Here is an 11,886-nt window from a genome sequence, read left to right on the forward strand (position 1 = left end):
CCGGTGCGCGATGAGCAACGGTGGCGAGATCGCGCTGATCATCGCGGGATTGACCGCGATGGTGATCGCCGCGTCGATGCTGCCCGGCGTGCTGCGCGTGCTGCTGATCGGTCAGTCCGTGTACTGGGGTATGTCATATGTGGCGCGGCCGCTGGTGTTGCTGTCGACGCGGCCCGCGCCCCACTTCGGTGACAATGTCGCCGACCCCCGCCTGGCCTCGCTCGGCTACGACCGCGCGATCGCGGGCGCATTGCAGCCGGTGGTGTACGGCGTCGGGGTCTACGCCGCACTCGTTGTGGCGCTGGCGATCTGGGTCAGGTACCGCGGCGCGATGGTGCGCGAGGTGCCGATGGCGGGTCATCCGGCGTTCTGCGCCACGCTCGGGATCTGCTACGTCGTCGGCTCGCTCGGCCGGGCGGCCTCGGTGGCCGCGGGCACGACCGCGAAGGCGGGGGAGGTCGAAACATCCAGTCCGATACTGGCATTGGTCACCCTGCTGGCCTCCATCGGGTCGCTCGGCTTGATCGCGCTCGCGCGCCCCGCCCGGGGCGCACACACCGTGCTGCTGATCGCCGGGCTGATGGCGGGTGAACTGCTGTGGACCGTCGCCATCGAATCGAAGACCCCGATCATGGGCGCGGCACTCGCCGTCGCGGTCCGCTTCGCGCTGACCGGCTGGAACCGCGCCAAGGCCGCCGGAGTCGCCGCGATTTCGGTGATCGGCATCGGCGCCTTCGGCTGGCTGCAGTCGCTGAAGGAATCGCCGTACCTGAAATCGCTGTCCACCGAGGTCAATTCCAGCTATCCACCGGCGGTGCAGCCGTTCTTGAGCCTGCTGCGGCGTTTCGATCTGCTCGAGGCCGCGACCGACGCCTACTACGCCGGGCCACACTCGTGGCTCACGCCGGGACAGGTCGTGCAGCACGGGCTGACCAGCCTGCTGCCCGCCCAGGTGCTCGGCGCGCCGAAGATGCAGGCGGGCACCGCGTGGGCGAGCGAGGTCCGCGGCGCCTCGGTCGATATGAACGGCCTCACGGTCTCGCTGGCGGAGGGAAATGTCAACGAGGGCTACGTACTCGGCGGCTACGCCGGGGTCACCGTCGGCGTCGTTTTCACCTTCGTCGTCCTGCTGCTGTGGGCCGCCGCGCTGTACAGCCGCCGGGTCGTTCCGGTGGTGCTCGGACTGGCGCTGAGCGAGATTCCGGTGGTCTTCGAGCGCGGCATCCTCGGCACCTTCGAGGTGGTCGGCAAATACCTGCAGGCCGTGGTGCTGGTGTGGCTCATCTACCAGGCGGTACTGGAGTACCAGCGCCGCAGGCGGTCGCTCGTGCCCGCGACCGGAGCGATGGCGATCGCGACATGAAGGACAGGACAATGACTTTGACCGACTATGGGCGGATCGCGCTGCGCCGCTGGCCGATCGTACTCGCCGGATTGCTGCTCGGGCTCGTCGTCGCCGCCGGATACGCGCGGACGGTGCCGGTCACCTATACCGCCTCGAGCACCATGTACGTCTCGATGGCGACGGGGACCTCGGTGAACGACTCGTACCAGGGTGGGCTTGCCGCGCAGCAGCGGGTGCGCTCCTACCTGGAGCTGGTCGGCAGTGCGAACGTCGCGCAGCGGGTGCACGACGAGTTGGGGCTCACGGATTCGGTGGATCAGGTGCGCGCCCGGGTGAGTGCGGCCTCTCCGCCCGCGAGCACACTGATCGTCATCTCGGCGCGCGACGGCACCGCCGACGGCGCGCGCCGCCTCGCCGACGCCGTCGTCGCCCAATTCCGCAGGCTGGTCGGGGAACTGGAGACGATCGAGCGCGATACCGCGCCCGCCGCGCGAGTCGCGGTGGTGGACAAGGCGAGGGAGCCGGTCGCGCCCGGCGGTGCGAAACCGTCGCGCCTGGTCGCGCTCGGCGCGGTCGCCGGGCTGGCACTGGGTTATCTGGCGGCCTTCGTCAGAGACCGGCTCGACGGCAGGGTGCGCACCGCGGACAGGCTGGCGGACGTGCTGCCCATCGCGGTGCTCGCGCGGATCGGCGGCGGGGGAGACGATGCGGCGCAGGTGCGGCTGCTGCGAACCCGACTGTCCGGCAACAACTCCACGGGCGGACCGCTGCTGCTCATCAGCCTGACCGCGGGCACAGGGGCCGAGGTACCGCTCGGGCTCGCCCGCTCGTTCGCCGCCGCCGGTGATTCGGTGGTGCTCGTCGACGCGGACGCCGGCGGGCGCGGCATCTCCGTGCTCCTGCCGGACGATTCGACGGCCGGACTCGCCGATGCGTTGCGCGCGGATACCCCGGCGGCCGATGTGGTAATCCCATGGCCGGAAGGCGATTTCAGCGTGCTGCCGATCGGTGCGGTGGACGCCGCGACGCCGGAGTTGCTCGCGTCGGCACGGTTCACCGCGGTGCTCGCGGAGCTGCGGCAGAAATTCGACGACGTCATCGTCTGCACAGGCGCCGCCGAGGAGGCGCGGGCGCTGGCGTCGCGCTGTGGACCGGCGATCGCGGTCGTCGATATCGAGCGGGCGCGGATCAGCGGGGTGGCCGCCGCGCTCGCCGCGTTCGGCTCGCCCGCCCCCCTCGGTGCGGTGGCGCTGCTGCGGCGCGGTACGCGGCTGCGCCGGACCGTCGAACGGATTCGCGAACGAACTCGGCAGGCAGGGAGGTCACGAACATGAGCGACGATTTCCTCGATCGGCGCGTGTTGCTCGCCTCGCTCGGCGCGGCCGTGACCGTGCCGATACTGGCCGCGTGCGCGGAAAGCGAGCCGGCCGCGCCCGCCGAGTTCAGGTCGCCACGGGGCGCCGAACCACCCGCGGGACGCAACGTGCGTGACTTCGGCGCGGTGGGCGACGGCAGGACCGACGACACCGACGCCTTCGCCAGAGCCGCGTCGGCGCCGAACCGGCCGGTGGCCCTCTATCTCCCCGCGGGCACCTACCGTGTGCGTTCCTGGCCCGAATTACCGGACTTCAGCAGTGTTTTTGGCGACGGCGGTGATGTGTCGACCGTACTGTTCGAGGAGAACGGGACGCTGATCGCGCTGAAGGATCGCCAACGGGTGCGGTTCGCCCGGTTCGCGGTCTTCGCCACCGGCACACAGGCGACGGCGGTTTCGCTGTCCAATTGCTTTCGCTGCACCTTCGATTCGGTGGTGCTGCGGGGTAATCACCTGAGCGGCAACTATCCGCGTTTCCTGCAGCAGCGCGGTGTGGTGCTCGACAAGAACACCGGCGGTACCACCTTCACCAACTGCGATATCAACAACTTCGGCTACGGGATCGTCACGTCGTGTATCCAGAACTACGTCACGGCGAGTAAATTCGCCAGCAACCACATCGGCGTGCTCGGCACCGGCAACGACCACAACGCCGGACTGTCGCTCGCCAACGTGGAATTCGTCTCCGATCTCGACCCGCGTACCACCACACAGCATGTGCGCGTCGACGGCGCGGCCAACGACTGGTGGCTGACGAACGTGTGGTTCGAGGGCGCCGACACCGCGGTGTCGATCGGTGATCCGAAGCGGGGCGGCCCCGCGCAGTTCGGTATGATCAACTGCAAGGTGGCGGCCAGGAAGGTCTGCCTGGACCTGATCTATTGCCGTCGGCCGTATCTGGCGAACATCCTGTTCGATCCGGACGGCGGCGAACCGCCCACCGCGCTGCGGATCGATCCGGCCACCTGCCAGGAGGGCACCGCGATCAATCTGCTCTCCGGCTCCGCCGAGGATATCGACCCGCGCGTCATCCCGGGTGGCTGGCAGGTGATCGGCTGCGGGCGCGGGCGCGGCGACCGATTCGCCGGAACGCTCGTCGCGCGCAGCGCGTCCGGTGCGGAACCCCTCCAGGCGCAAACCCCGCAGGGCGATATCGTGTCGGCCGTATTGCCCAGCGGCGCATGGTTATCCGATCGCAGCGATGCCGGGGTCATCCTCAAGGACGCGCAGGACGGCTATTGGCGGCTGGCCGTGACACCGGACGGCCAGATCACGACGAGCGCGCTCGGGCGCGAGCGGCCGCGGCGGTGAGCGCGATGGCGGTATCAGGGAACCCGCTGGCGCGGGTCCGGCTCGGGCCGGTGGCGCTGGACGGCGGTGTCGTCGTCTTGCGACGCATCCGGCTCGACGACTACGCCGAATGGCGTCGCATCCGGCTGCGGGACCGGGAGCGTATCGAACCCTATTGGCACAGTTCCGATCTCGACTGGTCGCAGCGGCACACCCAGCGGCAGTGGGCGCACGAATGCGTGATCGCCTCGGAACAGGCGTGGTCGGGACGCCGGCTGCCGCTGGCGATCGAGATCGACGGCCGCTTCGCCGGTCAGATCGAGCTCGGCTCGATCGACAGACGGTGCGGGACCGCGGAAATGGCGATCTGGCTCGATGCGCGGCAAGCGCGCAAAGGGTTCGCTCAGGTGGCCGCGGCGATGGTGTTCGACTACGCGTTCGGGCCACTCGGACTGACCCGGGTCACCGCGCCGATCTCGTCGGACAACGCCCCGCCCGCGCGGACCGCGGCGGCGGTCGGGTTGCGCAGGGAAGCGGTACTCGCCGAATACTTCGACGCGGGCGGAGGACGACGCGATCACGACCTGTGGGCGGCCACGCGCTCGACCGCGCCCGCGGCCGGCTACCTGGACAGATGGCTGGACGGCCCGGACACGCCACGCGCCGCGGCCGCCACCTGGTCCGGCCGCCCGCCCGCGGCGCGCAGATCTCCCGGTGGCGTGCTGCTCGCCAGGACCGTGCTGCGCCACGGTGCGAGCAGGCTGTGGCACCTGTTGGATGGTCTGCGACACGGCGAACAGGTGCGGCTGGCGGATCCGGAGCACGCCGAGGTGCTGCTGCGCAGCCGGGGCTGGTCCGATCGGCGATCGCTGCGTGGTGCGGTGGACATGGTGCGCGGCAGGAGTATTCGATCGGCGGACGGGCTGGTGCTCGTCGTCGAGGCCGGCGGTGTGCCGATCGGCGCCTGCGGACTGCGCGATCTGGACATGTTCGATCGCAATATCACCTTGTTCGTCCAGCTCGACCCGCATCGTGCCGACGTGCGGCTGCTGACCACGACGATCCGGCTGCTGCTCGGCTACGCGGCCGAGCACGGCATCGAACGTGTCGCGCTGACCGTCGAAGTCGGCGATTCGGCCGGCGCGGCGGCGGCGCAGGCCGCCGGTATGCGATTCGAGGGCACCGCGGCAGACCTGCGGGTGGACGGGCGCGAGCCCGGCGACTACCAGCTGTGGGCCTACCTCGCCCGGCACCAGTGAGAGGACCGACGATGCCGGACGCCACAGAGCTCATCGCTCAGCGAAGTTTCACCCGCAGCAATGAATTACAGGATCGGCTGCACGATCTCGTGCCCGGCGGCGCGCACACCTACGCGCGGGGCGCCGATCAGTATCCGGAGCGGATGGCGCCGATTCTGGTGCGCGGCAGCGGCTGCCGGGTCTCCGACAGCGACGGCAACGAATTCATCGAGTACGGCATGGGTTTGCGTGCGGTCACCCTGGGGCACGGCTATGGCCCGGTGGTCGCCGCGGTGTCGCGGGCCATCGCCGACGGCGTCGGCTTCACCCGGCCCACCGAACTGGAACTCGAAGCGGCACAGGACTTTCTGTCCCTCGTCCCCGGTGCGGACATGGTCAAGTTCGCCAAGAACGGTTCCGATGTGACCACCGCGGCGGTCCGGTTGGCCCGGGCGGTGACCGGTCGCGAGACGGTCGCGGTGTGCGCGCAGCCGTTCTTCTCGGTCGACGACTGGTTCATCGGCACCACCGTGATGGACAGCGGCATCCCGGCGGTGGACACGGTCCGCTTCGCCTACAACGACCTCGATTCGCTTGCGGGCGTGCTGAGCTCGTACGACGTGGCATGTGTCGTCATGGAGGCGGCGACCGCGGTGGCGGAGCCGGCGCCGGGCTATCTGGAAGGTGTTCGCGCACTGTGTGATCGGCATGGCGCGCTGCTCGTCTTCGACGAGATGATCACCGGCTTCCGCTGGTCGGCAGGCGGCGCGCAGCAGGTGTACGGGGTGGTGCCGGACCTTTCGTGCTGGGGCAAGGCCATGGGCAACGGCTTTCCGATCGCGGCGCTCGCGGGTAAGCGCGAATTCATGGAACTCGGCGGTCTGCGCACCGATCGCGATCGGGTCTTCCTGCTGTCCACGACGCACGGGGCGGAATCGGGCGGGCTTGCGGCGTTTTGCGCGGTGGCGCAGGCCTATTCGACGCTCGATCCGATCGGGCGGATGGAACAGGCGGGCAGGCAGCTGGCCGAGGGCGTGCGCGCGGTCGCGGACGAACTCGGGATCGGCGAGTATCTGCAGGTGCTCGGCCGCCCGTCCAACCTGGTATTCGTGACCCGAGACCGGGCGGGCGAACCCTCGCAGGCATTCCGGACGCTGTTCCTGCGGGAACTGCTGCGCGGCGGGGTGCTCGGCCAGTCGTTCGTCACCTCCGCCGCGCACACGCCCGCCGATATCGAGCAGACGGTCGCCGTCTGCCGCCACGCCGCGCACACCTATCTGCAGGCACTGGAGCAGGGCGATGTCACGGGCTTTCGGATCGGACGTCCGGTGGCGCCCGCGCTGCGGCGGCGCGCCGAACCGCGCCGGATCGAGGAGATGCGGCAATGACACCCCGTATCGCCCTCGTGCACGAACGCCTCACCGAATTCGGCGGCTCCGAGGCCGTCGTCGCGGAGTTCATGCGGACCTGGCCCGCCGCGCCGGTGTACGCGCCGATCGCCGACCAGGCCGGTATCCGCGCATTGCACGCGGCGGCGGGGGATGGGCACGCCGTGCACGACACCTGGCTCAGCCGTATCGGCGCCCGCTCGCACGCCCCACTGTTGCCGCTGGTGCCCGGCGCGATGCGACGACTCCCGCTGCGCGGCCGGTTCGATGCGGTCGTGGTCAGCCATCACGCCTTCGCCACCCAGGCGGTGTTCGCCACCGATGCCCCGGTGATCGCCTACGTGCACAGCCCGGCGCGCTGGGCATGGGATCGCGCGTTCCGCGCACAGGAGGCGGGTGGGCGGGCCGGTCAGCTCGCGCTCGCCGGACTCGGCGCGCTGGCGCGTCATCACGAGCGCCGCGCCGCGCCGCGGCTGGCGCACGTGATCGCCAATTCGCACGCGGTGGCGCGGCGCGTGCGCGACTGGTGGGGTCTGCCCGCGACGGTGATCAATCCGCCGGTGCGCGTGGACAGCTACTTTCCCGACCCGGCCGTGCGGCGCGAGGACTTCTACCTGTTCGCCGGTCGTCTGGTGCCGTATAAACGCGCCGACCTCGCGATCAGGGCGGCGAAGGCCGCAGGTGTCCGGCTGATCGTGGCCGGCGACGGCCGATTCCGGCCCCAGCTGGAATCGATCGCCGGGCCTGAGACCACCTTCCTCGGCGCGGTGCCCGACGTGATGCTGCTCGACCTGTTCCGGCGCTGCCGTGCGCTGCTGATGCCGGGTATCGAGGACTTCGGCATCGTACCCGTCGAGGCGATGGCCTGTGGCGCACCGGTTTTGGCGGTCGGTGCGGGTGGCGCGCTGGATACCGTCCGGCCCGGCAGCACCGGCGAGTACGTGCCGGGCGGCACCGACGACGAGGTGACGCGCGCGCTCGCGAAGCTGCTCGGCGAACACGACCCGGCCCGCTACGACCCGGCAGTGGTGCGCGCACATGCCGTGTCCTTCGCGCCGGCCGCCTTTCGCGCGCGGATCGCGACGGTCGTCACCGGCGTGCTCGACGCGAGCGGGGGATAGGCGGCCAACAGGGTGGGCCACGCGGTCGAGTCGCCCGAACCCCGCACCTCGGCGCACCGCCCGCCGGGACACTGGTGCGGTTGCCGCGAGTCATGGCGTGGCAAGTAGAACGGAGGAGAGAGCAAGGTTGGCAGCAGAGGGGTCGCGCGAACGGTTCGCCGCTCGCTTCGCCGCCTTGTTCGCCGCCGCGGGCGCACCGCCGGTGAAATCCGTGGTGCGACGGGCGAACGCCAGGATGACCGGTGGTGACACGCCGGTCACCGCGCAGCGCATCAGCGACTGGCGTCGCGGCAGTCACCTCCCCGCGTCGTTCGAGGTGTTGCTGCCGGTGCTCACCATCCTCAGTGCGGACGCGAAGGCCAGGACCACCGACGTGCGCGGCGATTCGGACCTGTTCGACTCCGTGATCTGGCGCGCCGACTGGGAGGCGGCACGCGCCGCCTCGTCGACGGCGGGTGAACCGCCGTATCGCGGCCTCGCGCCGTACCGCGCCGAGGATGCCGATCTGTATTTCGGTCGCGCCGCCGTGCGCGACGAGCTCGTCGCGGCGATCGAACAAGCGGGCGGCGCGGGCCTGATCCTGCTGCTCGGCGTGCCGGGCGCGGGTAAGTCCTCGCTGCTCGCCGCTGGGTTGTCCGGACACGTGCGGGGGTACACGCCGGTGCGGATGTGCCCCGGCGCCGATCCGGCCGCCGCGCTGGCAGCCGCGCTCGCCGAGGCGCCCGCGCACGGCCGGGTGCTGCTGTTGATCGATCAGGGTGAGGAGATGTTCAGTCGCTGCCCCGATCCGTTGCCGCGCCGCCGATTCGTCGAGGCGCTGCGCGAGCTGACCGTGGCGACCGACGACCCGCGCCAGGTGGCGGTGGTGATGGCGGTGCGCTCGGATTACTTCAACGATCTGCTCGAGTATCCATTCCTGTCCGGCGCGGTACACGACAGCTCGGTGTTCCTCGGGGCGATGTCGGACGATGAACTGCGCGAGGTCGTGCTGGAGCCTGCCGTCGCGCGCGGACTGCGCGTCGAACCCGCGCTGGTCGATGTCGTGCTGCACGATGTGGCCAGCGCGGCTTCCGAGGACGGCAGGGCCGCGCTGCTGCCGCTGCTGTCGCACGTGCTCGACACGACGTGGACGCGGCGGCGCGGCCGGACCATGACGCTGGAGGCCTACCGCGCGGTCGGCGGCATCGAGGGCTCGGTGGCCGCGGCCGCCGAACAGATGTGGGACGCGTTCTCGAAGAAGGAACGGCAGACGGCGCGTGGCGTGCTCATGGCGCTGACCCATATCGGTCCACGTTCGGTCACCCGGAACCGTTTGGCGCGTGAGACTCTCGTGCGGGAATCGCCGCGCCCCGAGCTGGCGGGCGCAGTCATCGAGCGCATCGTCGAGGCCAGGCTCGCGGTCATCCACAACGACGACGAGGTCGAGCTGCTGCACGACGCGCTGCTGCGGGCCTGGCCGCGGATGGTCGGGTGGATCGCCGACGAGCAGCAGTTCGCACTGGCCAGGCGCCGGGTGGAGGAGGACGCCCGCGCCTGGTTCGACGCGAACAAGCCGGTGGCGTCGCTGTATTCGCGCAGACGTCTGGCGGCGGTATCCGAATGGCTCGGCCGCGGTGGCGCACCCAACCCGGTCGTGCAGGAGTTCCTCGACGTCTCGCGGACCAGGCAGCGGCGGCGTACCCGGCGCCGCACGTGGCTGCGCGTCGCGGCGGCCATGCTGGTGGTCGTCGCGGTGATCGCCGCGGGCACCGCGGTCGTGCAGCACCGATCCGCGGTCGCCGATCGCATCGACGTCGCGGTGGGTGACCTCGTTTCCCAGTCACGCCAGCTCGGCGCCTTCGACCCGGCGCTGTCGGCTCGGCTGGCGCTGGCCGCCTACCGGTTGCGACCCGACAGCGCGGACACGCGGGCGCGGCTGCTCGCCACCCAGACCTACCCGACCGTCGCGACCTCGGCCGCTCAGCACTCGGGGCGCGTGTTCGGCCTGGCATCCAGTCCGGATCGCAACACTGTCGCCAGCGCGGGTGACGATTCGGTGATCCGGCTGTGGGACCTGACCGACCAGCGCGGCCCACGTCCCTGGGGCGAAGGGCTGCGCGGACACCTGGGCAGAGTCACCGCGGTCGCGTTCCGCCCGGACGGTGCGGTGCTCGCCAGTGCGGGTTCCGATGAGACGGTACGACTCTGGGATGTCAGCGATCGGGCGCGGCCCCGGCCGCTGGCGGTGTTCGGCACCGCCACGTTCAACCGGGCGATCACCTTCGCACCGGATGGGCGCACGCTGTTCGTCACGGGCGATAACGGGGCGCTGACGGCGCTCGATGTCAGCGATCCGGCGAATGTGCGTGTCCGGGTTTCGGTTCCGGTGCACGTCGAAATCGTCCGTGCGCTCGCCCTGAGTCCCGACGGCGCACTGGCCGCCACCGGCAGCGAGGACGGTTCGGTCCGGCTGTGGCGTGTCGACGATCCGGACCGCATCACCGCGGTAGGCGCACCGATCGTGGGTTCCGACGATGTGCTCACCGTCGGCTTCGGCCCCGGAAATCTGCTTGCCGCAGGCGATTCGGCGGGCAGGCTACGCACCTGGACGCTCGCCGATCCCACCGCGCCACGCGAATTCGGCACGCCGCAGACCCGGCACAGTGGTGCGCTGACCACCATGATGTTCGACGGCAGCGGCGGATTGGTGACCGGCAGCGTCGACGGCACCATGCAGACGTGGGATGTCACCTCCCTCGCGGGCCCTCGCCCGATCGGCGGCCAGTTGCGCGGAAACCACGGCGCGGTGCACAGTGTGCGATCGGCGACTAACGATCGCCTGGTCACGGCCGGAACGGACGGTCGGCTCCGCATCTGGACCAGGCCGCTCTCGCGACTTTCGGTGTCCTCGGACGCGGGACTCACCTCGATGGATCTGGACGCGGCGAGCACTCGGTTGGTGACCGGCGGCGAGGATGGCAGCTTCCAGGTGTGGACGCGCGGCGCCAACGACGATGTCGCGTTCGCCAGTCAGACCTCGGCGCAGCTGCCCGCGTCGCACGGCGTCCGTGTGCAACTGAGCGCGGACGGCAAGACACTGTCCGCCGCGGATCTGGAGGGCGGCAGTATCCGGCTGTGGGATATTTCCGAGCCCGCCCATCCGGTGCCGTTCGGACCGTCGCTGGTGCTGCCGACGAAGTACATCACCCTCAATCGCTTCAGCCCGGATGGCTCGCTGCTGGTGACCGGCAACGCGGACAACTCGCTGCGGTTGTGGGATGTGACGGATCGGCGGCGACCGCGCGCCTTTCCCGTTCCGCTGACCGGCCCGGCCCAGTCGATACGGTCGCTGGCGATCTCACCGGATGGCAACCTCGTCGCGGCGGGATCCAGCGATGCGACGATCTATCTCTGGGATATCGGCGTGCGCGAGCGGCCTGCGCTGGTCGCCCGGCTGACCGGTCATCACGCCGCGGTCAGCACCCTGGTCTTCGGCCGCGACGGCCGCTACCTGTTCAGTGGCAGCGACGACGAGACCATCCGGTCGTGGGATGTCGGTGATCCGGCGACCGCGAGGGTGGTGGGCACCGCACCGACGCTCAGCGCTACGGTCGCCACGCTCAGCCTGGATTCCCGCGGCGAGAAGCTCGCCTCGGCCGGGGAGAACCACTCCTTGCAACTGTGGGACGTCAGCGATCCGCGCGTGATCCGCTCGCTCGGCCGATCCATCTCGACCGATATCGGCTCGCGCTGGTTCATCCGCTTCGATACCCGCGATCCGCGCAGGCTGTTCGGTATCGGCGATCAGGTGGCCGAGCTGTGGACGATCGATCCCGCGGTGGTCGCGGCCGAGCTATGCCGCCGGGTGGTCGGGCTCGACGACGACAAGACCTGGCCACAGTGGGCGCCGTCGCGGCTCGGTGTCCGGCTCTGTAACTGAGCCTTCGTTTCTCCTCCGCGCGGTGGCGGTGTCCGGTTGATCTCCTGCGTGGCTGATCGGTCGTTCGCCCTGCCGTGCGGTGATTCCGGCTGATGCGCACCGAGCGGGGCAGTGGTGGATTCTTCGGTGAGCTTTGTTGCGTATCGATAACGGACTAGGCGTCGCTTAGTCAACCCTGTTCGGAATGTCAAGCAGATAGGCGTAAATATA

General features: G+C 70.2%; 7 protein-coding genes. All 7 read left to right on the plus strand.

What is annotated here, in order from left to right; genetic code table 11:
* Window positions 1-10 precede the first annotated feature (10 nt).
* The 7 genes from ACIG5A_RS27185 to ACIG5A_RS27215 all read left to right on the plus strand — a co-directional run bounded on the left by ACIG5A_RS27185 (window position 11) and on the right by ACIG5A_RS27215 (window position 11,676).
* The gene (locus ACIG5A_RS27185; RefSeq protein WP_397244895.1) at window positions 11-1,363 is read left to right on the plus strand and encodes a hypothetical protein; all 1,353 of its coding nucleotides are present in this window, start codon (window positions 11-13) and stop codon (window positions 1,361-1,363) included.
* An 11-nt stretch (window positions 1,364-1,374) separates the two neighbouring features.
* The gene (locus tag ACIG5A_RS27190) at window positions 1,375-2,679 is read left to right on the plus strand and encodes a protein tyrosine kinase (protein WP_397244897.1); all 1,305 of its coding nucleotides are present in this window, start codon (window positions 1,375-1,377) and stop codon (window positions 2,677-2,679) included.
* Complete coding sequence (locus ACIG5A_RS27195) at window positions 2,676-4,031, plus strand: glycosyl hydrolase family 28-related protein (protein WP_397244899.1); 1,356 nt, start codon at window positions 2,676-2,678, stop codon at window positions 4,029-4,031. The genes ACIG5A_RS27190 and ACIG5A_RS27195 overlap by 4 nt, the downstream gene beginning before the upstream one ends.
* Before the next feature lie 5 nt (window positions 4,032-4,036).
* Complete coding sequence (locus ACIG5A_RS27200; RefSeq protein WP_397244901.1) at window positions 4,037-5,269, plus strand: GNAT family N-acetyltransferase; 1,233 nt, start codon at window positions 4,037-4,039, stop codon at window positions 5,267-5,269.
* Window positions 5,270-5,280: 11 nt separating this feature from the next.
* Window positions 5,281-6,636 carry a glutamate-1-semialdehyde 2,1-aminomutase gene (locus ACIG5A_RS27205; protein ID WP_397244903.1) on the plus strand — a complete coding sequence of 452 codons (1,356 nt, stop codon included), beginning with the start codon at window positions 5,281-5,283 and terminating at the stop codon, window positions 6,634-6,636.
* A complete protein-coding gene (locus tag ACIG5A_RS27210; RefSeq protein WP_397244905.1) occupies window positions 6,633-7,757 on the plus strand; it encodes a glycosyltransferase in 1,125 nt (374 codons plus the stop codon). Before ACIG5A_RS27205 ends, ACIG5A_RS27210 begins: the two co-directional genes overlap by 4 nt.
* 127 nt (window positions 7,758-7,884) lie before the next feature.
* A complete protein-coding gene (locus tag ACIG5A_RS27215; protein WP_397244907.1) occupies window positions 7,885-11,676 on the plus strand; it encodes a WD40 repeat domain-containing protein in 3,792 nt (1,263 codons plus the stop codon).
* Window positions 11,677-11,886 lie beyond the last annotated feature (210 nt).

This window comes from Nocardia sp. NPDC052566 (genome assembly GCF_044547285.1).
Classification (GTDB): Bacteria; Actinomycetota; Actinomycetes; order Mycobacteriales; family Mycobacteriaceae; genus Nocardia.